The sequence below is a fragment of the Acidovorax sp. FW305-C-20-28 genome (genome assembly GCF_058783375.1).
Genome location: NZ_JBYSYM010000037.1, coordinates 1 through 21,052 on the forward strand (window position 1 = coordinate 1; position 21,052 = coordinate 21,052).

Genomic DNA, 21,052 nt, shown 5'->3' on the forward strand with positions numbered 1-21,052 from the left:
AGTTCATCGAGCGCAAGGGCAACTACCGCGAAGGTTTTGGTGAAGGCAACTTCAAGGCGCTGTTCGAATCGCTGGAGAAGGATCAGATCCGCCGTGGCGTGCTGGACGTTGAACGGTCGCCTGCCTGACGATCTGCCCCTTTTACTCCCTCCGCAGTCCCCCGTACCGATGCCGTGCCACCTGCATCTGCCGTGATCCAGCCTTGCACCCTGGAGCCCGCACATGCGGCTCGGCCGGTGAAGACGCGATGGGTGGCTGTCAACGGGTGCGAGGCGCTTTCCGCGTTGGAAGGCGCGCCATCGTACCCATCCTCCACCGTGGAACAGCTTCAGCAGATGGCGCGCAAAAGCTTGGCGCGGGGCCATTGGCGCGTCGCATTGCGACGCATCCTGATGGCCAGGGCGACGGGAGGCGCGCTGGCCACCGACATGGATGAGGCGCTGGAACACTATCTTCCGATGGTTTCTGTCGAGGAGATGTGGAAGATGCAGGATTCGGCCAGCCAATGGATGCTGATGACCCGGGGGATTTCGATCGGGTTCGCCTGCTGAGCACAGGCGGACAGCCGTTCGCCCGTACCATTGGTACAGGACTTGCGTGGAGATTGGCCTGTTCACTCCAATTTCGGGGTCGCGAAGGCCCTTGCCGGTGCGCCAATCTAGGCGCGCGACGCCGCGTGTGCCCTTGCACACGCAAGGAGCGCAACGACGAGTGGCGCACCGGCAAGGGCGTTCCCTTCGGGTTGCCCAGCCTGGGGGCCGTCTGCGGCGTTGCCCGCGCTTGCAAGGTGCCTACCTTGCTGCGCACGGGCGCCTTGCATCCAGCCCCCAGGCCGGGCAACGCGATCCCCGAAATTGGAGTAAACAGGCCCTATCCAAGGAGACCCGCACCATGATGCTACGCCGACACCTGCTTCCCTCCCTCGCCTGCGCCCTGCTCGCGCCGGCCACTGCCACCACCACCGCCCGGGCCCAGGGCACGACGCCCTACCCCGACCGCCCGGTCAAGGTCATCGTGGCCCTGCCCGCGGGCGGCAGCGCCGACATGATTGCGCGCGTGGTCACGCAGAAGATGGCGGCCGAACTGGGCCAGCCCTTCGTGGTGGACAACAAGGCCGGTGCGTCCGGGCAGATCGGCACGCCGCTGGTCTCGCGCGCCGCACCCGATGGCTACACGCTGATGGTCTCGCCGGCCTCGTTCCTGACCACCAACAAGAGCATCTTCAAGACCCTGCCCTACGACCCCGAGGCCGACTTCGTGCCCGTCACCAAGTTCGTCAACCAGCCCATGGTGCTGGTGGTAAAGGACAAGCAGAAATTCCCTACCGTGGCCGCCGTGATGGCCGCCGCCAAGGCCACGCCCGGCAAGCTGACCTATGCTTCCTCAGGCGACGGCAGCCCCCAGCACTTGGCGGGGCTGATGTTCACCACCCGCACCAGGACCGAGCTGCTGCACGTGCCCTACAAGGGCGGCGCCCCGGCCATCAACGACGCCCTGGCCGGCACCGTGGACATGCTGTTTGCGGTGCTGCCCGAGGCGCTGCCGCACATCCAGTCGGGCAAGCTCCATGCTCTGGGCCTGATGGCATCGCAGCGCACCGCCACGCTGCCGCAGATCCCCACCATGGCCGAAGCCGGCGCGCCCGAGATGAACCTCTCCGCCTGGGTCGGCCTGCTGGCCCCGGCCAAGACGCCCCAGCCCGTCATCGACCGCCTGCAGCGCGCCGCACACGCCGCCCTGGCCGACCCCGACACCAAGGCCAAGCTGGCCGCCAGCGGCATGGAGGTGGCGCCCGGCACCAGCCAGCAGCTCAAGGACGCGATCACGCAGGAGATCAAGGTGCATGCGGAGCTGGTGAAGGCGGCGGGGCTGGTGCCACAATAGGAGCGGCTAGAACAGCTCCTGCTGCGAAGAGGTCAGCGCCGCAAAGCTGTCGCCCAGCGGTTGCAAGATGGCGTCGGCAATCGGCTGCAGCTGCTTGTCCAGGTAGTGCCCGTAGTCGATGGGCGACTGGAGGCTTTCCAGCGGCTCGGGGCCGTTCAGGGTCATCACATAGCGGATCCAGCCGCCCGTCTGGTACTGCGGGGGGCGGCCCATGCGCAGGTTGTAGTCGTCGGCCATGCGCGCCGCGCGCACCTGGGGCGGCACGTTGGCCACGTAGGCATCCAGGCGGTGGCGCAGGCGCTTGCGGTAGATGAGCAGTTCGTCCTTCTCGCCAGCCAGCGTGGCGCTTGCGTACCCGGTCACGAAGTCGCGGTACGGCACGCCCTGAAACACGCGCGACAGCAGCCCCTCCTGGAACTGCCGCGCCAGCGGCGTCCAGTCGCTGCGGGCCATCTCCAGGCCGCGGTAGACCATGGCTTCGCGGCCCTCTGCGTCCACGCTCAGGCCCGCGTAACGCTTCTTGCTGCCCACGTCCGAGCCGCGGATGGTGGGCATGAAGAACTTCTTGTAGTGCGTGTCGAACTCGATCTCGAGGTGGTTCTCCAGGTCCTGCTCCTCGCGCAGGGTGCGCGTCCACCAGGCGTTGATGTCGTGCACTAGGGCGGCAGCCACGGCGTGAGCCTCTTCGTTGGTGTGGGTGCGCTTGAGCCAGATGAAGATCGAGTCCGTGTCGCCATAGATGGCCTGGTAGCCGCGCTGCTCCACGAAGTCGCGCGTGGCCTTCACCATGGCGTGGCCGCGCAGGGTGATGGCCGAGATCACCTGGGGGTTGAAGAAGCGGCATTCCGACGCACCCAGCACCCCGGCAAAGGAGTTCATCACCAGCTTGAGCGCCTGCGACAGCGGCTCGTTCTTTTCGCGCTTGGCCTCGTCGCGCGCGCGCCAGAGGGTGGTGACGATCTCGGGCAGGCAGTGCCGCTCGCGCGAGAAGCGCGTGCCCAGCGGGCCCAGAATGGGCGCCGCGGCACCGATGCCATGCTGGCCTTCGGCAAAGCCCACCGGGTCCACCAGAAAGGTGCGGATGATCGAGGGGTACAGGCTCTTGTAGTCGAGCACCACCACCGAGTCGTAGAAGCCGGGCTTCGAATCCATCACATAGCCGCCGGGCGATGACTTGCCCTCTACATCGCCCACATTGGGCGCCACATAGCCCTGGCGGTGCATGCGCGGCAGGTAGTGGTGGCTGAAGGCCGCGATGGAGCCGCCGAAATGGTCCATCTGCAGGCCCGTGGTGTGGGCGCGCTCCATCGCGAACTGCAGCAGCCGGGCTTTGTCGAAGATGCGCAGCACCAGCTCGCAGTCGCGGATGTTGTACAGCGCCAGGGCAGGCTTGTCGTGCTGGTAGCGCCGCTCGATCTCGGCCATCTTGTCGTACTCGTCGCCAATGTCCTTGCCCTCGCCCAAGAGCTCCTGCGACACGTTCTCCAGGCTGAAGGACGGAAAACTCCACACCGCCGCGCGCAGGGCCTCGATGCCATCGATGACCACCCGGCCCGGCATGGGCGCAAACAGGTAGCCCTGCTTGCCCGGGTGCGTGCGCCAGGCAATCGGCTTGGCGCCACGCCCCAGCAGCAGCGGCGTGGCGCAGTCGTCGGCCGTCTTCTGCAGCACGTGCAGGTCGAACTGGATGACGTTCCAGCCGATGATGGCATCGGGGTCGTTGCGCACGAACCAGTCGTTGAGCCGCTCGATCATGGCCTTGCGCGTGGGGCAGTAGATGAGCGCAAAGCCGGGGGTCTCGGCAGGCATGTCCGGCGGCTCGCCGAGCATGAACACCACGCGTTCAGGCAGGCCGTCGAGCGCGATCGAATACAGGTCCTGGTGCTGGCTGGTCTCGATGTCCAGCGACACCACCTTGAGCGCCGGCCGGTAGCCGGGCGCGGGCAGCAGCTTGCAGTCCATGCGCACGCCGTCCTCCAGCCGCCCGCCCTCCACCACCACCCCGGCGGTAATGAAGCGCTCCATCAGGTAGCGCTCGTGCGGGCGCACATCGGCCTCCAGCAGCGTGATGCCCAGCTGCTGCAGCGAGCGCGCCAGCCGCCCCAGCTGCTTGAACTGTCTGGCATAGACGCCCAGCACGGGCTCCTGCTGGAAGGTCTTGAGCCCCAGCTCGCGCAGCTGCACATCGGGCAGGGCCAGCAGCTGTGCATCCACCGTGCCCCGGTGCCGTGCCTCGACAAAGGCCACCGAGGTCTGCGCCGTCAGCAGCACCTTGAGTGGGCCGCCATCGGTCGCCAGCCAGTACTCGATCTCGGTGCCTGCTGGGGTGTCGCGCCAGTGGCGGGTGAGGATGAACCCCTGGGTGGAAATGGGCGCCACAAAAGCCTGGGAAAAGAGAGGTGCAGTCGGACCGATTTTCGCCGATCTGCGCGGTGGCGAGACCCTACTCGCGCTGCAGCAGTTGCGAATAGCGCCACAGCCCCCAGGCCACGCCCACCGCAATGCCAATGGCCACGCTCCAGCCCACGGGTACGCCAACCACAAAGGCCAGCACCAGCACCAGGGCGGCACTCACGATGGAGATGAGCACCAGCGTGACGAAGTCGAAGTGCGCGACATCGGCGGCGTCCTCGGCCAGGCTGCGCTCCCTGTGACCACGGTGGCGGCGCTGCCGGCGAAACAGCACGACGTCCATCACGAACTCGAAGAAGCCAACGACGATGTCGGTCAGAAAACTGAACATGGAAACACTCCGTTCACGGTGGCGGCCATCGTAGTGCACAGGCCCGGGCAGCATAGCCCCACTGCTTGCAGGATATGCAAGCGGTCAATGCCCGCCAAACCGCCCCACCTGCCGCAGCCCACCGCCCGCAAGACTCCACAGCGAGATGCACCAGCCATCGCAGCCCTCGCTGACCACCAGCCCCGGAAGGTCTGCGCCATCGATATCGACAAAGCTGGCCGGCTGGGCCGGCACCTCGCCCCGGTAGGCATAGCGGCCACCACTGCGGTCCTGCGTGAACACATGGTGCCTGCGCGCGCGGTAGTGCGCATCGCGGTCCTCGACCCATTGGCCCGGGACCAGGATGGCCAGGCCCTGGCCGCCCGGCCGCTGTACCACGGTCGCGGCGCCCAACTGCGCGGGTTTCTTCGCCGCGCCGCCCAGGCGCTCGAGGGCCTGCACCTCGGTGGCCGCAATGCGGCGCGTGGTCCAGCGGGCGGTGCGCGGGGCTTGCGTGGAAAACAGCCGGTACTGCCGGGTCTCGGTGTCCGACCTGGCGCCGCCGCCCTGCACCGTGGCGCTGACGGCATCCCACTGTTCTGCGCCCGAGGGGCTTTTGGACACCTCGATCCGGCACCGGTACTTCGCGCCGCCCTGCAGGGCAAAGACCTCGCGGCCGGCATTGCAGTGCCGGGCCAGGTCGCGCAGCTGGGCCGCGTCGTCGGAGCGGACGACGACAGCGCCATCGTCGGGCGCCAGCCAGGCGAAGAACAGGCCCGGGCGGCTGACATGGGACTCGCTGTCCTCCCCGGCCATCGAGGGAACGGCCAAGGCCATGCCCAGAACCAGGACAGCAATCCGCTTCATCAAAACCATGGTGGATCTCCTGTCAGGCGGGGCACTTGCCCAGCAGCTTGCGCAACTGCAATACAAAGCGCTCGGCATCGCGCTGGAAATTGGTGGCGCCGCCCCGATCGGTGATCCGCAATTTCACGAAATTCCCGTTGACAACGGTCAAGTAGGCCTGCGAGGAGCGTGTGATGCCATCGTCCATGACCAAGATGAACTCCCGTACCAGGAACTGGGGCCCGCAACCTGGGTAGGTGGTGGTTTGCTCAGAGGGCCCCACCAAGGTGACTGCATGGTACTTTCCATCGGCCTGCAGTTGCTTGACGTCCGCGACGACCTGGGCAAAGTGCCTGCGAACCACCTGGGAGTCAGCGCCCGACGGCAACGACCGCAAACCCGCGGTGTAGATGAAAACCGAACCCAACAAATGGTCGTGTTTGTAGGCCAGACCAACCCCCAGCACTTTCTGGGGAAACTCCTGACGGCCTGCCAACGGCAGTCCGCCGATCTCGTCCGGAAGCGTGAGGTCCAGCGCAGGTTCGTAGGTGGCCGCATGCACCGCCCATGCACAAAGCCCGAGAAGAAATGCCGCCGCAATGTTCCGCATGCCCATGATCGCTATGCTCCCCGATGGAAAAAAATGAAGCCGGCTCAGCGCCCTGCCAGCCGCCCGCGCCAATGCCACTCGCAGGCGGCCAGCCCGCCCACGAACAGCGCCTCGCCCACCAGGTGCGCCAACCCGAACCCCGTGGCACTGCCGGCAAACCGCAGCGCCATGGCCAGGCAGGCCAGGGCCCAGGCCCCGTTGGCCACCACCAGCAGCGCAATCAGCGCCAGTGGCCGGCGCCTGCGCACCGCCAGCGAGAAAGAATAAGCGCCATACAGCAGGTTCACGGCGCCAATGCCTTGCAGCAGCCCCTGCGGCAGCCCGTGCAACCCCGCCAGCCAGGGCGTGAACAGCAAGACCAGCACCCCCGCCAGCGCGGCGGCGCCGCAGTCGATCCACAGCAGATGCGGGGCCAGGCGGTCCATGCGCGGCCGTGCCGTCACCGGGGCACACCCGCCCCGGCCGCAGGCTTCCACGCCGCGTGGAAGCCGAAGGGCACCACCTGCGGTAGGTGCAGCGTGGCCAGGCACTGCATGCGGGCCGGGTCGATCACGCCGACCACCGTGCCGGCGTCGCCCTCGGCCAGCGTGGGCACCAGCAGCACGCCATCGTCTTCGGCGGTCGAACCCGGGCGCTCCACGAACAGCGGCTCCATCTGCACGGCGGCCTCGCGCTTCCAGGTGCCGGCAATGCAGCCGCCGTCGAGGTCGAGCTTCACCGTGCGGTCGAACATGGGGGCCTGCCCATCAGGGTCGAAGCCTGCGAACCAGGCGTGGCGCGAGCGCTGCTTGCCCCAGTAGGCGCCGTGCACCGAGGGCAGTTCCACGCTGGCTCCCTGCACCAACGTCTGGGGTTGCGCCTCGCTGCGGCCGGGCTCCAGCCGGTAGCGCTGCACACTGTGCGGCACGCCCACGGGCTGGCCGGCGCGCAGGCGCTCCATCTGCAGCGCGGCAAAGATCTCGGGGCCGTCGTTGGTGCACAGGTCCAGCACCAGGGTGCCGTCATCGCCCTCATCAAACGCCTGCACCGCATGAAAGCCGGTCATCGCCGGCACGGCCCAGCTGCGCACGCTGCCGTCGGCGAGCGAGACCGCATCGATCTGCGAGCCCAGGGCCGCATTCCAGGCAAAGCTGTCAATAAAACCCTTGCCCGACAGCGCCAGCTTGATCGCGTTGAGCCGCATCGCCGGCTGCCACACGATGGCGTGCGTGGGCGTCATGGCAAACGCATGCAGGTAGCCCGCCTGGCGCACCGACCAGCGTGCCAGCACTTCGCGCGTGCGGCGGCCCGGGGCGATGCGGAACAGCTTGTAGGTGCACCTGGGCCCGATCTCCAGGCCCACGTTCCAGTAGCAACCCTGCGCATCGGTCATGCCGTGGGCCGAGGCCACGTGCACCACCTCGTCATCGTCGTACACGATGCGCCCCGTGGTGGTCAGCGTGTCGGGGTCGAAGCTGGTGAGCAGCGGCGTCTCGGTCTGCGCCACCCACTGCGAGCCGATGCGCGCCATCACCACCGCCCCGTTGTCCGTCACCTTGGGGTGGCGCAACTGGCGCAGCCGCGTGAAGAAGCCCGCCGGGTCCGGCGTCCCAAAGGCCGCGCGCGCCGGCTTGCGCGCCGCCAGGCTCTCGCGCAGGTCCTCGGTCTGCAGGTAACGGCTGCGGTAGCTGGCGCTGGCCCCGCCCGCAACGCCCTGCCCGCCGCCCATCAGCCGCACCCGGTGCAGCATGGCCAGGCCATCGAACCAGTGCCCATAGCTGCCGTGCGGCAGGTCCCACAGCGCCGGGCCATTGAGCAGCAGGCTGCCGCCCAGCAGCCACGGGGGAAGCTGGCCGCGGATTTCGACCGGGGTGTCGGGGAGTTCGCGGGCGGTGGATTGGAGGCCGCGCAGGCGGGACGAAAATACCTCAAGCGGGTCAAACTTAGCAGTCACGACACATTCCCCGTCGAAAATCAAGCCATTTTATGTATTGTCGTCAAAAATAAAATCTATTGTCTCTCTTATCTCCGGGGTTGCATTTGTAATTTTAATTCTTTTAAATGCAGCCAAGCCCAAAGACTTTATAGGAGAAGCAAAGAGCGCACTTAAGAAACTATGCGGCGCGCTCTTAACATCAGAGAAATCGACCAAGACATTTTCCCCTCTCGAATTGCAGGAAAAAGCTTATTATCTCTAAATTTAATTGCAGCCTCCTTTTCCTCCGCATGAGAACCAAAATAGTTATTCACACCAAAATAGAATTTTTGTTCAGCCTCAGATGAATCTGCATTTTTTAACTCTTCATTTGCAGCGCGACGAAAATCTTGCATTATTTTATGCAACTCAAACTCCGGATTATCATCAATCCTCAGCGTAACCAACACAAATGTCCCTGGCCACTTATTTTTTATAGTTCTACCCGTTACATCTCGAGGAGAAATATGAGAAAGACCATTTCCCGAGACCACATGCATATCCGCATTGAGACGCCTAACAATATTAGAGGAAATAAATAGACCCATTCCCGCATTATCCTTGTTTCTATAAGGATCATTTTTACCAAATGTCCCAGAAACCTTAGGACGCAGGGCCAATTTAATTGCATCCTCATCAGATTCTTGCCCAGGATACGCCTGCTCTATGTGCTTTTTAACTCCAATCCCAATATCTGCAATAATAAACTGAATCTCATTTCTTCTCGCATACCATGTAAACTGAACAATCGATGGAATTCTTATACTCTTCAAAGCATTTGAGCCATAGACCTTACCATGCTCCATGGTGTTATAAAGAAGCTCTCCAAGCACATAACGCAAAGTTTCCATATACTCAACGTTAAATCCCTTTGTATAAGACTCTGCAGTTGCAATGACTTGCCTAAAGTCATCAGAAGTTCGTACAGCAAAGAGAGGCTTAAGAGGATCACCCTTAAAGCGCTGACCCGCATGAGGAAGCACAGAAAAAAGCCCTCGCGCACCCATCTTCTTCCACATCGAGCTTGCGCCAAGCTTTTCATTTGATTCTATAAATGTTACGCGACATCCTTGCTCCCTCAATTGCCAAGCATAAAGCACAAGCAAGGAAAGCGCCTGATAGTTTGCCGTCGTACACTGAGTAAGATCAATCCTCACCGGGCATTCAAATATATCCCATTCAAAAAAAGAAAGAAAACGATCAAAATCATGAATATCATGATCTTTAAATGCAAATATATTCGGCAGCGTTACGGTAACCGTCCTCAGGCGAGCCAAATCACGACGAATCTCCTGCAACTTCTCATGCATCATAAAGTCTTTAACCCCTCAACCCACCCTTCATAAGGGTCATTAATAATAAAATTCACCGTTACAAAAAACACCGTAAAATCACAATCCCGCAAATCGTATAGCGAGGTTGCCAATTTCGTCAAACTCAAAATAACCTTCCAACATCGCTATCCCACACCAGTAACTATCGGATGTGCCGAGGGTAGAAACTTCGGCAACACAACAGACGCTTCGCCAACACCTCAACCTTTCCACCGAACAAACCACATCGGTAGCTACGTTCGGCACGACTAAACCACTCGCCCCCGCACCTGCCCCCGGAATCCCCAGTTGTTCTCCACCCCCACATTCACCGCCGTGCCCCCGCCCTCGAACTTCAGCGTGAGCACGTTGACCTCGCCATCGGCCACGGAGCGCGAGATGAACTGGAAGGTCTGCGCATCGAGCCAATGGCCCTTGACGGCGACAACGGCGTTGGGGCCCTGGGGGGCGGTGCGGTACTTGCCGTCCAGGCCCAGGGGGCCCGCCACCGGCTCGCGCGGCAGGTCGGGGCGGCCGGGGTCGAAGCGCACCTCGTAGCGCGGGTTGGCCGGCGTGAGGTCGAGCACCAGGCGCTGCAGGCCCAGAGGGTTGCGCTCCAGCAGCCAGGCCTTGCGCGAGACGGTGGCAGCCAGCTCGGGCGTGGCACCCAAGGGCTGGGGGCCGGGCTTTTCCACCCCGGCGTCGCGGATGCGGGCGGCCAGCAGGTCTTGCGCACCCGTGTCGGCCGGCAGGGGCTCGCGCGAGCGCACGGCGGCGGTGATGTGGTCGATGAACAGGGGCAGCGGGTAATGGCGCCGTCCGGTGACGGCGACCACCACGTCGATATCGGGCAGCACCACGATGAGCTGGCGGTTGAAGCCGGCCGTGAAGAACGCGCGTTTGGATGGGATGCTCCACCAACCGTTGGCGTACTTGAAAGCGGGCGCATTGGTGCCAAAGCCCATGTCCACGGTGGGATGGAACACCTGCTCCACCCAGGCCGCGGGCAGCAGTTGGCGGCCGTTCCACTGGCCCCGACGCAGGTACAGATAACCGATGCGCGCCATGTCGCGCGGGTGCAGGTACAGGCCCCAGCCGCCGATTTCCAGCCCCTGCGGGTCCTTCTTCCAGCGCACATCGGTGATGCCCAGGGGGCCGAACAGGCGCTTTTGCGCGTACGCCAGGGTGCCGCCCCCGGTCTTGTGCGCGAGGATGGCCGAGAGCAGATGCGTGTTGCCGCTGTTGTAGTTGAAGCCCGCGCCGGGTGCCTGGGCCATGGGCCGGTCGAGCACAAAGCCCTGCCAGTCGCGCGAACGGCCCAACTGCAGCATGGTCTCGGGCACGGCATCGCTGAGCGGCTCAATCCAGTCCAGGCCCGAGGTCATGTCCAGCAGGTGCCCCAAGGTCATGGCCTTCTTGGCGGCATCGACGTTGGCGATCTTGCGGCCTTCTTCCCCAAAGAAGTCGAGCACGGGCGCATCGCGCGAGGCGATCAGCCCGTCCTGGATGGCCATGCCGGTGAGCGTGGCGACCACGCCCTTGGTGGTGGAATTGACGGCGTGCTTGAGCCCCTCGCGGTAGGGCGCGTAGAAGGCCTCGGCCACCAGGCTGCCGTGGCGGGTGACGAGCAGGCTGTCCATGCCCTGCGCGGCACCAAAATCGACCAGCTTGGCCAGAGCGGCGGAGTCCATGCCCTGAGCCTCGGGCGTGCTCTCGGCCCAGTCGTCACCGGGCCAGAGGGTGATGGCCGGGGTGGTGCTTGCGGCCGATGCAGCGGATGATGCAGGCGCTGCGGCGTCCTGCTGCGCCCCTGCCGTGAACGGTGCGGCGGCGCCGGCCAGCAGCGCGGCCGTGGCCTGCCGGCGGTTGATCGGGGCGGGGGCGCCAGTCCCTGCCGCCCCAGCTTGCGTGTGCCTTGCCATCCTCAACCTCCCTCGGTGCATGTTGTGCAGAAATCATATGCGCCCGGGAGCCCGTGCCTTGGTACTTCTTTTGGGGGATTGTGGCCGTTTGCCCACGGTGGATGGAGCGGCAAAGGGCAAGTCTGCGCAGGCCGCACGCAGCCATGCCAGCACGGTGTGGAAGGCATCACCGCCTTCCCCCGGCACGCCCGCGCGCGGTGCCATGAGCTGGTAGCAGCTGCCATCGGCCACAAAGCCGCGCGGTGCCACGAGCACGCCGCTGGCCAGGTCATCGGCCACCAGGGCCAGCGGGCCGATGGCCACGCCCGCGCCGGCCACTGCGGCCTGCAGGCTCTGGTAGAAGTGCTCGAAACGGATGGCGCGCGTGGGCTGCAGGGCGCTGTGGGACAAGCGCGCCCAGTCGTCCCACGCGCCCGGCCGGGTGGCGGTGTGCAGCAGCACGCCCTGCAGATCGGCCTCCAGGCCGGGGCGGCACACCGGGCCGATGTGCTCCTGCACAAAGGGCTCGGCCAGCACCCCGTCCCCGGGCTCAAAGTCGTTGCGGCGGATGGCCAGGTCGATGCCATCGCGCTCGAAATGCACCACGCCGCCGGCCGAGACCAGGCGCAGCTCGCGCTCGCTGCCGATGGCGGCCTGCAACTGCGCCAGGCGCGGGATGAGCCAGCGGATCAGCAAGGTGGGCTCGCACGACAGCACCAGCGGCCGGCCCGGCCCGGCCGTGCGGCGCGCACGCGCCAGGGCCGCGCGCAGGCGGTCGAGCGCAGCGGCCACATCCTCGGCCAGCACCTGGGCCGTGGGCGTGGCCACCACGGCGCGGCTGCTGCGCTGGAACAAGTCAAAGCCCAGCTCGCCCTCCAGCTCGCGCACGGCGCGGCTCACAGCCCCATCGGTCAGGTGCAGTTCGCGCGCGGCGCGCGAGACGCTGCCATGGCGCACGGTAGCCTCGAAGGCGCGCAGGGCGGACAGCGGAGGCAGGCGGGTGTCTTGCGGCATGGCTTGTTGACCAATTGATTGAGCTTTGCTCAATCATGCATGAGATCAAATCGATTTTCTTCCTGCTGTTCAAAAGGCACAGTCCAGCATCCTTTTGACTGTCATGCAATAAACCAATGCACACGAAGAATCCCTTGCCCCTGGCCATCACCATGGGCGACCCGGCCGGCATCGGCCCCGAGATCATTGCCCAATGGGCGATGGCAGCCAGCGTGAACAAGCCGCCCCATGTGGTGGTGGGCGATGAAGGTGCCTTACAGCGCGCCATCGCCCTGGTAGGCGCACCGCTGCAGGTGTACCGCGTGGGGGACCAGTTGGAGGGCCTGCATGAAGCACTCGCCCAAGGCGCCCTGCCCTTGCTGCAGGCCTGCGCACCGCTGCCAGCCGACCTGCCCCTGGGCCGCGTGGATGCGCGTGCCGGGGCCGCCGCCCATGCCTGCGTGCAGCGCGCCATCGACCTCGCGCTGGCGGGCCGGGTGGCCGGCATCGTGACCGCGCCGCTGCACAAGGAGGCGCTGCGCGCCGCGGGCGTGCAGCACCCCGGCCACACCGAGATGCTGGCCGAGCGCGCGGGCACGAGCGACTTCGCGATGGTGCTGGCCAATGGCGAGCTGCGCGTGCTGCTGGTGTCCATCCACCTGGCGCTGCGCGAGGCCCTTGCTGCCGTGACGATGGAGAGCGAGCTGCGCGCCATCCGCCTGGCGCACCGCGCCTGCCTGGGCTTTGGCGTGGCGCAGCCGCGCGTGGCCGTGGCCGGGCTCAACCCGCATGCGGGCGAGGGCGGGCTGTTCGGCCATGAAGACCGGGACATCATCGCCCCGGCCATTGCCGCGGCGCGGGCCGAGGGCATTGACGCCACGGGCCCCTGGCCCGGGGACACGGTGTTCATGCGCGCACGCCAGGGCGCCTTCGACATCGTGGTGGCGCAGTACCACGACCAGGGCCTGATCCCTGTGAAGTACCTGGGCGTGGACCAGGGCGTGAACATCACCGTGGGCCTGCCTTTTGTGCGCACCTCGGTGGACCATGGCACGGCCTTCGACATTGCGGGCACGGGCCGGGCCGATGCGGCCAGCCTGGGGCATGCGGTGCAGCAGGCTGCGGCCCTGGTGGCGGCGCAGCCGGCCTTGCCCGACTTCATCTTCATGCTCACACGGCACGACCGGACCATTGCCGACGCGCTGGAGCAGTTGCCCGCCGTGCTGGCTGCGGGGGTGCGGCACATCGGCTTCAAGGACATCGGCCTGCCCTGGCCCGAGCTGCAGCGCCTGGCCAATGCCATCCATGCAGGCGGCGCGCAGAGCTACCTGGAGGTGGTGAGCCTGGACGCAGCCAGCGAGCTGGCATCGGCCCGCGCCGCGCTGGCGCTGGGGGTGGACGTGCTGATGGGCGGCACCCGGCCCGAGGCGGTGCTGCCGCTGCTGGCCGGCAGCCCCCTGCGCTACTACCCGTTTGCCGGCGCCGTGGTGGGCCACCCCAGCGTGCTGCAGGGCACGGTGCAGGACATCGTGGCCAGCGCGCGCCGCATCGCCGCGCTGGACGGCGTGCACGGGCTGGACCTGCTGGCCTACCGCTTCGCAGGTGATGCGGGCGAGGTACCAGCGCTCATTGCGGCCGTGTGCGCGGCGGTGAACAAGCCCGTGGTGGTGGCCGGCTCCATCGACCGGGCCGAACGCATTGCCGCCGTGGGGGCGGGCAGTGCCGCCGGGTTCACCGTGGGCACGGCAGCGCTCGACGGCGCCTTTGCGGCCGATGCGCCGGGGCTGGAGGGGCAACTGCGCGCCATCCACGCGCTGCGAGCGGCGGCAGGGCCGCTCACGCCCGCAACTGCCCCAGCAGCCGCGCCAGCCCACCCTTGATCGCATCGAGTTCGCCCGCGCCCACCAGGGCGGCCCACTGCGCCTCGGTGCGGCTGCCCGCGGCCATGGCGAGTGGGCGGATCTGCTGGCCCCGCGCGGTGAGAAACACCAGGCGCGAACGCTTGTCGGTGGGGCTGGGGCGGCGCTCCACATAGCCGAGCTTTTCGAGCTCGTCCACCGTCTGCGCCATGGACTGCTTGCGCACGCGTGCCAGCAGCGTGAGCTCGCTCACGGGCATGCCCTCGGGCGGCACAAAGGTGAACACGCTGGCATGGGCCGCGCGCACGTCGCCAAAGCCGGCCTCGGCCAAGGCCTCGTCCACCGCGCCCGCAAACTGCTGGTGCAGCAGACGCAGCAACACGCCCAGCGAGCCGGGGGTGGTGGAAGTGATCGATGGGTCCATGGCGATACTTGACAGGCGCCTGTCTATTTCAATAAACTAGACAGGTACCTTACCACTTTCGAAGGACTGCCCCATGCCCGCCGTTTCCGTTCTCGGCTCGCACATGCACTGCACAGACACTGGCACCCCGGGCGCCGGCCCGACCTGGGTGTTTCTGCATGGCAACCCTGTGTCATCGCACCTGTGGCGCAAGGTGCTGCCAGGCGTGCAGGGGCTGGGCCGCTGCCTCGCGCCCGACCTGATCGGCATGGGCCAATCGGGCAAGCCCGAGATCGCGTACAGCTACGACGACCATGCGCGCTACCTGGCCGCCTGGTTCGATGCGATGGACCTGCAGGACGTGGTGCTGGTGGGCATCGACTGGGGGGCGTCGCTGGCCTTCGACTGGGCGCGCCGGCATGCGCACCGGGTGCGCGGCATCGCCTTCATGGAGACCATCGTCAAGCCCATGGCCTGGGCGGACTTTCCCGCCGCGGCGCGGCCGCGTTTCGAGGCGTTTCGCACGCCGGGCCTGGGCGAGCAACTGGCGCTGGAACAGAACCAGTTCCTGGCGGGCTCGCTCGCGGCCACGGTGCTCACTCCCCTGGCTGCGGCCGACCGTGCGGTGTACGAGGCGCCCTACCCCACGCCCGCAAGCCGGCGCCCGCTGCTGGCCTGGCCGCGCGCCATGCCCATCGAAGGATCACCCGCCGACGTGGTGGCACGGGTCGAGGCCTATGGCGACTGGCTGGCAAGCTCGAACGCCATACCCAAGCTGCTGCTCACCTTCACCGGCTCGCCCACGCTGATGATAGGCCCGGCGATGGAGGCCTGGTGCCGCGAACACATCGCCTGCCTCACGGTGCAGGCCTGCGGCGACGCCGGCCACCTGGCGCCCGAGGACCAGCCCGGGCGCATTGCCGATGCGCTGGTCGCCTGGGCCGGCACCGCCCTCGTGCCTACTGTTTCTGGATCCCTGCCTGCTGGATCACGTCAGACCAGCGCTTGATCTCGCGCGCATAGAAGTCCGCCTGCGCCTGGGGCGTGCTGCCGCTGGCCTGCACGCCGAGCTGCAACAACCGGGCCTTGACCTCGGGCGCGTTGAGCGCGGCGTTGGTGTCCCTGTTCAGCCGCGCAATGGTGTCCTGCGGCGTGCCGGCCGGTGCGGCAAAGGCATTCCACGAGGCCACATTGAACCCTGGCGCGCCGCTTTCGGCCACGGTGGGCACATTCGGCAGCGCGGTCGAGCGCTTCTCGCCCATCACCGCCAGGGCCTGCAGCGCGCCGGCGCTGATCTGCGGCAGCACAGGCGCCAGGATCTCGACAGCAGCATCCACCTGCTCGCCCAGCAGCGCGCTGGTCACGGCCGCACTGCTGTTGAAGGGCACGATGGCCACGTCGATGCCCAGACTGCGCTTGAGAAGTTCGGCCGCCAGGTGCTGGGTGCTGCCGATGTTGATGCTGCCGATGTTGAGTTGGCCGGGGTGGGCCTTGGCATGGGCGATGAGGGCCGCGATGTCCTTGAAGCGCGACTTGCCGCCCGCGATGAGGGCGATGTCGAAACTGCCCAGCAGGGACACGGGCGTGAAGCTCTTGACCGGGTCGAACGGCAGGCTCTTGAACAGGCCGGCGCTCACCGCATTGCCGTTGGACATGAGCAGCAAGGTACGGCCATCGGGCGCGGCCTTGGCCACGGCATCGGCCGCAACGATGCCGCCCGCGCCGGGTTTGTTGTCCACCACGATGGGCTGTCCCGTGGCCTCGGTCATCTTCTGCGCCACGGTGCGCGCCGTGAGGTCGGCCACGCCACCGGGGCCGAAGGGCACGACCAGGCGGATGGGGCGCTTGTCGGCGGGCTGCGCGGCCGCGCTCGCACAGGCTGTGGCGGCTGCAGCCAGCAGCAGGAAGGCCCGGCGTTCAGGGATCAGGGGAAAAGTCATGCTTTGTACTATGACAAAAACGGAATTGTCCTGCCATGGGGCGCATGCACTGGGAGCTATGCCTGCGCAGCATGGGGCCAACCGGGTGGCGCCCCCCCATGGGGATACCATTGCAGGTTCAGACACCCGCATTTGCCATGAAAAACGCCACCGAATTCGCCCCTGGCCTCGTCGTCCAGGGCATTGACGCCCCGCTGTCCCTGTCGAGCTACAAGCTGATCGCCTTCGACATGGACTCCACCCTGATCAACATCGAGTGCGTGGACGAGATCGCCGATGCCGCCGGCCGCAAGGCCGAGGTGGCCGCCATCACCGAGGCGGCCATGCAGGGCATCATCACCGACTACAAGGAAAGCTTGCGCCAGCGCGTGGCCCTGCTCAAGGGCGTGACCGTGGCCCACATGGAGCAGGTGTTCAGCGAGCGCCTGCGCTTCAACCCCGGCGCCAAGGAGCTGGTCAGCGCCGCCAAGGCCGCAGGGCTGACCACGCTCTTGGTCTCGGGCGGCTTCACCTTCTTTGCCGACCGCGTGAAGGCGGGCCTCGGGATCGACTTCGCCCGCTCCAACATGCTGGAGGTGCAGGACGGCCTGCTCACCGGCCGCATGGTGGACCAGGCCTGGGGCGACATCTGCGACGGTGCCGAAAAGCGCCGCACGTTGCTCGAAGTGGCCTCGCTCATGGGCATTGCGCCCTCGCAGGCAATCGCCGTGGGCGATGGCGCCAACGACCTGCCCATGATGGGCGCGGCCGGCCTGTCGGTGGCCTACCACGCCAAGCCCACCGTGCGCGCCCAGGCCAAGGTCGCCATCAACGAAGGTGGCCTGGACAGGCTGCTGGAAGTGCTGCGCTGACCCTCTCCACCCTGCCCCGCCGCGCCTGGGCGTCGCTGCGCCGCGGCTGGCGCGGACACCTGGCCACCTTGCTGCTGGCCCTGCTGGTGGTGGCCGGCGTGGATGCCTGGCGCACGCGCGACCTGCCTTCGGGCCCGGCCCCGGACGCCGCCATCACCCTGGCCGACGGCAGCACCACCACGCTGGCCGCATGGCGCGCCCGGCACCCGGGCCGCGCGGTGGCCCTGCATTTCTGGGCCGAGTGGTGCCCGGTGTGCAAGATCGAAGAACCGTCTGTGGCCCGCCTGTCTGGGGACTGGCCGGTGCTGGGCATTGCCATGCAGTCCGGCAACGCCACGCGCGTAGCCCAGGTGCAGCGCCAGCGCGGCATGCCCTGGCCCACAGCCGTGGACCCGCAGGCCGAGCTGTCGCGCGCCTGGGGTGTGCGCGTGGTGCCGGCCCTGGTGGTGGTGGATGCGCGCGGCGATGTGCGCTTTGCGACCAGCGGCTACACGCCCGGCTGGGGCATGCGCTGGCGGCTGTGGTGGGCGCAGGCGGTGCCGCGTTTCGGCACGACCCAGGGCTAACGCGGTACCGGTTCGGCCATCTGCCGGGCCTCCTCCTGCACCCACTCGATGAAGGCCAGTTGCCCCGGCGTGGCCGGGCGGTCCTTGTCGATGCACAGGAAATAGCCGCGCCCCGTGGACACAGGCAGCGCAAAGGGGATCACCAGCTCGCCCGTCTGCAACTCGCGCTCGATCAGGCAGGGCTGGGTGATGGCGATGCCCACGCCCTCCTTGGCCGCGAAGATCAGGTTCATGCTCAGGTCGTAGCCAGGGCCCAGTTTCAGTTCGCGCTGCAGGCCGGCCGCCTGGGCCCAGCGCGCCCAGTTGTCGGGGAAGTTGGTGTGGTGCAGCAGCACCTCGCGCGCCAGGTCGGCCGGGCGTTTGAGGCGCGGCGCCACCTGCGGCGCGCACACGGGCACGATGTCGCGCCCCATGAGGTAGGTGGCCTGCAGCCGCGCGGGCCAGCGCCGGCGCGGGCGCTTCACGTCGATCCAGACATCCACGTCGTCGCGGCTGAAGTCCTCGTCATGGCGGAACTGGCGCATCTCGATATCCAGGCCCGGGTGGCGCGCCTGGAAGCGCGGCAGCCGCGGCAGCAGCCACTTGGTGCCCAGCGTGGGGATGACCGACAGCCGCAGCTTGCCCGGTGCGCGCGGCGCCACGAACAGCGCCGTGGCCGATTCGAGCGCCATCACATGCCGCTCAGTCAGCTGGCGCAACTCGCGCCCGCGCTCGCTGAGCACCACGCCCTGGGGCGAGCGCTCGAACAGGCGGCAGTCGCCCAGGTGCTGCTCCAGCCGCTGCACGGCGCGGCTCACGGCGGCCTGGGTCACGCACAGGTCCTCGGCCGCCTGGCGGAAACTGCCCAGCCGGCACACGGCCAGGAAAGCATGGAGTTCGACCAGCGAGGGGGAGCGCAGTTTCATGGACGCATGCAGAGCAGGAGGTGATGACATTGTGTTATCACAAACCACGATTTTGTCGTTTGATGCACGGGCTGGCAATGCCTAGCATTCGCCCATTCCCAACCCACTGCCCACCACCACCATGACCATCGACCGCCGCCAGTTCCTCACCTCCACCGCTGCCGGCCTGGCACTGCCGGCCCTGGCCGCCGACGCGCCCTACCCCACGCGCGCCATCAGCCTGGTGGTGCCGTTCACGCCGGGCGGCTCGGTCGATGTGTCGGGCCGGCTCATCGCCGACCGCCTGGCGCGCAGCCTGGGCCAGCCCGTGGTGGTGGACAACCGCGGCGGCGCGGGCGGCGCCATCGGCTCGACCTATGTGGCCAAGGCCGCGCCCGATGGCTACACGCTGATCGTGACCTCGCAGAGCACCCATGTGGTCAACCCTGCGGTGAACCCCAAGCTGCCCTACGACGCGGTCAAGGACTTCGCGCCCATCACCCTCATCAGCCGCCTGGCCAATGTGCTGCTGGTCCACCCCGGGCTGCACGTGAAGAGCTTCGACGAGCTCGTGAAGCACGCGCGTGCCAATCCCACGGCGCTCAACTATGCAAGTGCGGGCACGGGCTCGGTGTCGCACCTGAGCATGGAGCTGCTGAAGAACCAGGCCAAGTTCCCGATGACGCACATCCCCTACCGTGGCGCGGGCGTGGCGCTCAACGACCTGCTCAGCGGCCAGATCCAGCTGACCTGGAACAACCTCTCGTCCAACCTGACCCACATCCAGAACGGCAAGCTGCGCGCCCTGGCCGTGGCCTCGCCCACCCGCGTGCCGCAGCTGCCCGACGTGCCGACCTTTGCCGAGCTCAAGCTGCCCGACCTGAACCTCACCTCGTGGAACGGCCTGGCCGCGCCCGCGGGCACGCCCGATGCCATCGTGCAAAAGCTCTACGCCGCCACGCGCAAGATCGTGACCGACCCGGCCACCCAGACCGTGTGGGTGGACAAGGGCATGATGGTGCCCCAGGATATCAACCCTGCGGCCTACCGCAAGGAAATCGCGGAGCGCATTGCCTTCTACCAGCGCATTGCGCGGGACAACAAGATCGAGCTGGACTCCAATTGATGACGACGACAACGCGCCTGCTGCCCGAACTCACCCGCATCGACGACCTGGCGCCCCGGCAGGACGAGCTGGCCGGCTGGCGCCGCCACATCCACCAGCACCCCGAGCTGGCCTTTGCCGAGCACGGCACGGCCGACTTCGTGGCCGGCAAGCTGCAGGCCTTTGGCTACGAGGTCACGCGCGGCATCGGCCAGACCGGCCTGGTGGCCCAGCTGCGCGTGGGCCAGGGCAGCAAGCGCCTGGGCCTGCGCGCCGACATGGACGCCCTGCCCATCCAGGAGGAGACCGGCCTGCCCTACGCCAGCCGCGTGCCCGGCTGCATGCATGCCTGCGGCCACGATGGCCACACCGCCATGCTGCTGGGCGCGGCGCAGCATCTGGCGGCGACGCGGCGCTTTTCCGGTACCTTGAACCTGATCTTCCAGCCGGCCGAAGAGCGCGGCTTCGACAGCGGCGCCAAGGCCATGGTGGCCGACGGGCTGTTCGAGCGTTTTCCCTGCGACATGGTGTTCGCCATGCACAACCACCCGGGTGCACCGCAGGGCCATTTTTTGGTGCGGCCGGGCCCGTTTCTCGCGGCGGGCGACCGGGTGTTCATCACCATCACCGGCGTGGGCGGCCATGCGGCGCGCCCCCACCTCGCGGTGGACCCGCTGGTGGCGGCCGCCGCCACGGTGATGGCGCTGCAGACCGTGGTCTCGCGCAACGTGGACCCGAATGAATCGGCCGTGGTCACGGTGGGCCGGCTGCGCTCGGGCGATGCGCTCAACGTGATCCCGGCCGAGGCCGAGATCGGCGTCAGCGTGCGCTCCTTCAGCGCCGCCGTGCGCACCCTGCTCAAAAAGCGCATCACCGCCCTGGTGCATGCCACGGCCGAAGGCTACGGCGCCCGGGCCGAAGTCCGCTACATCGAAGGCTACCCGGTGCTGGAAAACGATGCCGCTGCCACCGCCCTGGCCGCCGAGGTGGCCAGCGAGCTGGTGGGCACGGACCGGGTGGAGGCGCAGTTCCAGCGCATGATGGGCAGCGAAGATTTCGCCTACATGCTGCAGGCCTGCCCCGGCGCGCTGGTGCGCATCGGCAACGGCCCCTCAGAGGGCGGGCGCGGGCTGCACAACCCGCGCTATGACTTCCACGATGGCAACCTGCCGGTGGGGGCGGCGTTCTGGAGCCGGCTGGCGGAACGCTTTCTGGCCTGAG

General features: G+C 67.0%; 20 protein-coding genes and 2 pseudogenes. 9 read left to right on the plus strand and 13 right to left on the minus strand.

Annotated elements, in window-relative coordinates; translation table 11 throughout:
• The 3 genes and pseudogenes from AC3WOH_RS29500 to AC3WOH_RS29510 all read left to right on the plus strand — a co-directional run.
• Positions 1–128, plus strand: a pseudogene (locus AC3WOH_RS29500) (4-hydroxyphenylpyruvate dioxygenase); the annotation flags it as partial.
• Between the two features lie 189 nt (positions 129–317).
• Positions 318–551 (plus strand): hypothetical protein, encoded by a 234-nt coding sequence (locus AC3WOH_RS29505; RefSeq protein ID WP_492232856.1) that lies wholly within the window; start codon positions 318–320, stop codon positions 549–551.
• A gap of 340 nt (positions 552–891) precedes the next feature.
• On the plus strand, positions 892–1,884 hold the full coding sequence (locus AC3WOH_RS29510; RefSeq protein WP_492232857.1) for a Bug family tripartite tricarboxylate transporter substrate binding protein: 993 nt from the start codon (positions 892–894) through the stop codon (positions 1,882–1,884).
• Between the two features lie 6 nt (positions 1,885–1,890).
• Here the strand turns inward: AC3WOH_RS29510 and AC3WOH_RS29515 are convergent, their stop codons facing one another.
• From AC3WOH_RS29515 to AC3WOH_RS29560, 10 genes are all read right to left on the minus strand, one after another.
• A complete protein-coding gene (locus tag AC3WOH_RS29515; protein WP_492232858.1) occupies positions 1,891–4,263 on the minus strand; it encodes a DNA polymerase II in 2,373 nt (790 codons plus the stop codon).
• A gap of 64 nt (positions 4,264–4,327) precedes the next feature.
• Positions 4,328–4,627, minus strand: a complete 300-nt coding sequence (locus AC3WOH_RS29520; protein WP_492232859.1) for a hypothetical protein — start codon at positions 4,625–4,627, stop codon at positions 4,328–4,330.
• An 84-nt stretch (positions 4,628–4,711) separates the two neighbouring features.
• The gene (locus tag AC3WOH_RS29525) at positions 4,712–5,482 is read right to left on the minus strand and encodes a hypothetical protein (RefSeq protein ID WP_492232860.1); all 771 of its coding nucleotides are present in this window, start codon (positions 5,480–5,482) and stop codon (positions 4,712–4,714) included.
• A 13-nt stretch (positions 5,483–5,495) separates the two neighbouring features.
• Entirely contained in the window at positions 5,496–6,068 is a 573-nt protein-coding gene (locus tag AC3WOH_RS29530; protein WP_492232861.1) for a hypothetical protein, read from the minus strand.
• 38 nt (positions 6,069–6,106) lie between these two features.
• Entirely contained in the window at positions 6,107–6,487 is a 381-nt protein-coding gene (locus AC3WOH_RS29535; protein WP_492232862.1) for a hypothetical protein, read from the minus strand.
• A 14-nt stretch (positions 6,488–6,501) separates the two neighbouring features.
• Positions 6,502–7,995 carry a carotenoid oxygenase family protein gene (locus AC3WOH_RS29540; protein ID WP_492232863.1) on the minus strand — a complete coding sequence of 498 codons (1,494 nt, stop codon included), beginning with the start codon at positions 7,993–7,995 and terminating at the stop codon, positions 6,502–6,504.
• A gap of 30 nt (positions 7,996–8,025) precedes the next feature.
• Positions 8,026–8,193, minus strand: coding sequence for an STAS-like domain-containing protein (locus tag AC3WOH_RS29545; protein WP_492232864.1), 168 nt, complete (start codon positions 8,191–8,193; stop codon positions 8,026–8,028).
• The gene (locus tag AC3WOH_RS29550) at positions 8,148–9,326 is read right to left on the minus strand and encodes an ATP-binding protein (RefSeq protein WP_492232865.1); all 1,179 of its coding nucleotides are present in this window, start codon (positions 9,324–9,326) and stop codon (positions 8,148–8,150) included. Before AC3WOH_RS29550 ends, AC3WOH_RS29545 begins: the two co-directional genes overlap by 46 nt.
• 272 nt (positions 9,327–9,598) lie before the next feature.
• Entirely contained in the window at positions 9,599–11,251 is a 1,653-nt protein-coding gene (locus tag AC3WOH_RS29555; RefSeq protein ID WP_492232866.1) for a serine hydrolase domain-containing protein, read from the minus strand.
• 33 nt (positions 11,252–11,284) lie between these two features.
• Positions 11,285–12,244 carry a LysR family transcriptional regulator gene (locus AC3WOH_RS29560; RefSeq protein ID WP_492232867.1) on the minus strand — a complete coding sequence of 320 codons (960 nt, stop codon included), beginning with the start codon at positions 12,242–12,244 and terminating at the stop codon, positions 11,285–11,287.
• A 116-nt stretch (positions 12,245–12,360) separates the two neighbouring features.
• On the opposite strand from AC3WOH_RS29560, the pseudogene pdxA reads away from it, so the two are divergent.
• Positions 12,361–13,353, plus strand: a pseudogene (gene pdxA / locus AC3WOH_RS29565) (4-hydroxythreonine-4-phosphate dehydrogenase PdxA); the annotation flags it as partial.
• Positions 13,354–14,059: 706 nt separating this feature from the next.
• On the opposite strand, the gene AC3WOH_RS29570 reads toward pdxA, so the two are convergent.
• On the minus strand, positions 14,060–14,506 hold the full coding sequence (locus AC3WOH_RS29570) for a MarR family winged helix-turn-helix transcriptional regulator (RefSeq protein ID WP_492232868.1): 447 nt from the start codon (positions 14,504–14,506) through the stop codon (positions 14,060–14,062).
• Positions 14,507–14,579: 73 nt separating this feature from the next.
• Here AC3WOH_RS29570 and AC3WOH_RS29575 point away from each other — a divergent pair, with 73 nt between their 5' ends.
• On the plus strand, positions 14,580–15,494 hold the full coding sequence (locus AC3WOH_RS29575; RefSeq protein WP_492232869.1) for a haloalkane dehalogenase: 915 nt from the start codon (positions 14,580–14,582) through the stop codon (positions 15,492–15,494).
• Here the strand turns inward: AC3WOH_RS29575 and AC3WOH_RS29580 are convergent.
• Entirely contained in the window at positions 15,445–16,425 is a 981-nt protein-coding gene (locus tag AC3WOH_RS29580; protein ID WP_492232870.1) for a tripartite tricarboxylate transporter substrate binding protein, read from the minus strand. The two genes, AC3WOH_RS29575 and AC3WOH_RS29580, sit on opposite strands and share 50 nt — an antisense overlap.
• A gap of 137 nt (positions 16,426–16,562) precedes the next feature.
• On the opposite strand from AC3WOH_RS29580, the gene serB reads away from it, so the two are divergent.
• Entirely contained in the window at positions 16,563–17,276 is a 714-nt protein-coding gene (gene serB / locus AC3WOH_RS29585; RefSeq protein ID WP_492232871.1) for a phosphoserine phosphatase SerB, read from the plus strand.
• A 68-nt stretch (positions 17,277–17,344) separates the two neighbouring features.
• The gene (locus tag AC3WOH_RS29590; RefSeq protein WP_492232872.1) at positions 17,345–17,842 is read left to right on the plus strand and encodes a redoxin domain-containing protein; all 498 of its coding nucleotides are present in this window, start codon (positions 17,345–17,347) and stop codon (positions 17,840–17,842) included.
• On the opposite strand, the gene AC3WOH_RS29595 is transcribed toward AC3WOH_RS29590, so the two are convergent.
• Positions 17,839–18,747, minus strand: a complete 909-nt coding sequence (locus AC3WOH_RS29595; RefSeq protein WP_492232873.1) for a LysR substrate-binding domain-containing protein — start codon at positions 18,745–18,747, stop codon at positions 17,839–17,841. The two genes, AC3WOH_RS29590 and AC3WOH_RS29595, sit on opposite strands and share 4 nt — an antisense overlap.
• Before the next feature lie 121 nt (positions 18,748–18,868).
• Between AC3WOH_RS29595 and AC3WOH_RS29600 the strand changes: the two genes are divergently transcribed.
• Both AC3WOH_RS29600 and AC3WOH_RS29605 read left to right on the plus strand, forming a co-directional pair.
• On the plus strand, positions 18,869–19,852 hold the full coding sequence (locus tag AC3WOH_RS29600; RefSeq protein WP_492232874.1) for a Bug family tripartite tricarboxylate transporter substrate binding protein: 984 nt from the start codon (positions 18,869–18,871) through the stop codon (positions 19,850–19,852).
• Positions 19,852–21,051 (plus strand): M20 aminoacylase family protein, encoded by a 1,200-nt coding sequence (locus tag AC3WOH_RS29605; RefSeq protein WP_492232875.1) that lies wholly within the window; start codon positions 19,852–19,854, stop codon positions 21,049–21,051. Before AC3WOH_RS29600 ends, AC3WOH_RS29605 begins: the two co-directional genes overlap by 1 nt.
• The last annotated feature ends 1 nt before the right edge of the window (position 21,052 follow it).

Bases quoted from the DNA above. Each gene is read 5' to 3' on its own strand.
- AC3WOH_RS29510 (WP_492232857.1), top strand. From the start codon at position 892: ATGATGCTACGCCGACACCTGCTTCCCTCCCTCGCCTGCGCCCTGCTC.
- AC3WOH_RS29520 (WP_492232859.1), bottom strand. From the start codon at position 4,627: ATGTTCAGTTTTCTGACCGACATCGTCGTTGGCTTCTTCGAGTTCGTG.
- AC3WOH_RS29525 (WP_492232860.1), bottom strand. From the start codon at position 5,482: ATGGTTTTGATGAAGCGGATTGCTGTCCTGGTTCTGGGCATGGCCTTG.
- AC3WOH_RS29530 (WP_492232861.1), bottom strand. From the start codon at position 6,068: ATGGGCATGCGGAACATTGCGGCGGCATTTCTTCTCGGGCTTTGTGCA.
- AC3WOH_RS29535 (WP_492232862.1), bottom strand. From the start codon at position 6,487: ATGGACCGCCTGGCCCCGCATCTGCTGTGGATCGACTGCGGCGCCGCC.
- AC3WOH_RS29550 (WP_492232865.1), bottom strand. From the start codon at position 9,326: ATGCATGAGAAGTTGCAGGAGATTCGTCGTGATTTGGCTCGCCTGAGG.
- AC3WOH_RS29555 (WP_492232866.1), bottom strand. From the start codon at position 11,251: ATGGCAAGGCACACGCAAGCTGGGGCGGCAGGGACTGGCGCCCCCGCC.
- AC3WOH_RS29560 (WP_492232867.1), bottom strand. From the start codon at position 12,244: ATGCCGCAAGACACCCGCCTGCCTCCGCTGTCCGCCCTGCGCGCCTTC.
- AC3WOH_RS29570 (WP_492232868.1), bottom strand. From the start codon at position 14,506: ATGGACCCATCGATCACTTCCACCACCCCCGGCTCGCTGGGCGTGTTG.
- AC3WOH_RS29575 (WP_492232869.1), top strand. From the start codon at position 14,580: ATGCCCGCCGTTTCCGTTCTCGGCTCGCACATGCACTGCACAGACACT.
- AC3WOH_RS29580 (WP_492232870.1), bottom strand. From the start codon at position 16,425: ATGACTTTTCCCCTGATCCCTGAACGCCGGGCCTTCCTGCTGCTGGCT.
- serB (WP_492232871.1), top strand. From the start codon at position 16,563: ATGAAAAACGCCACCGAATTCGCCCCTGGCCTCGTCGTCCAGGGCATT.
- AC3WOH_RS29595 (WP_492232873.1), bottom strand. From the start codon at position 18,747: ATGAAACTGCGCTCCCCCTCGCTGGTCGAACTCCATGCTTTCCTGGCC.
- AC3WOH_RS29600 (WP_492232874.1), top strand. From the start codon at position 18,869: ATGACCATCGACCGCCGCCAGTTCCTCACCTCCACCGCTGCCGGCCTG.
- AC3WOH_RS29605 (WP_492232875.1), top strand. From the start codon at position 19,852: ATGACGACGACAACGCGCCTGCTGCCCGAACTCACCCGCATCGACGAC.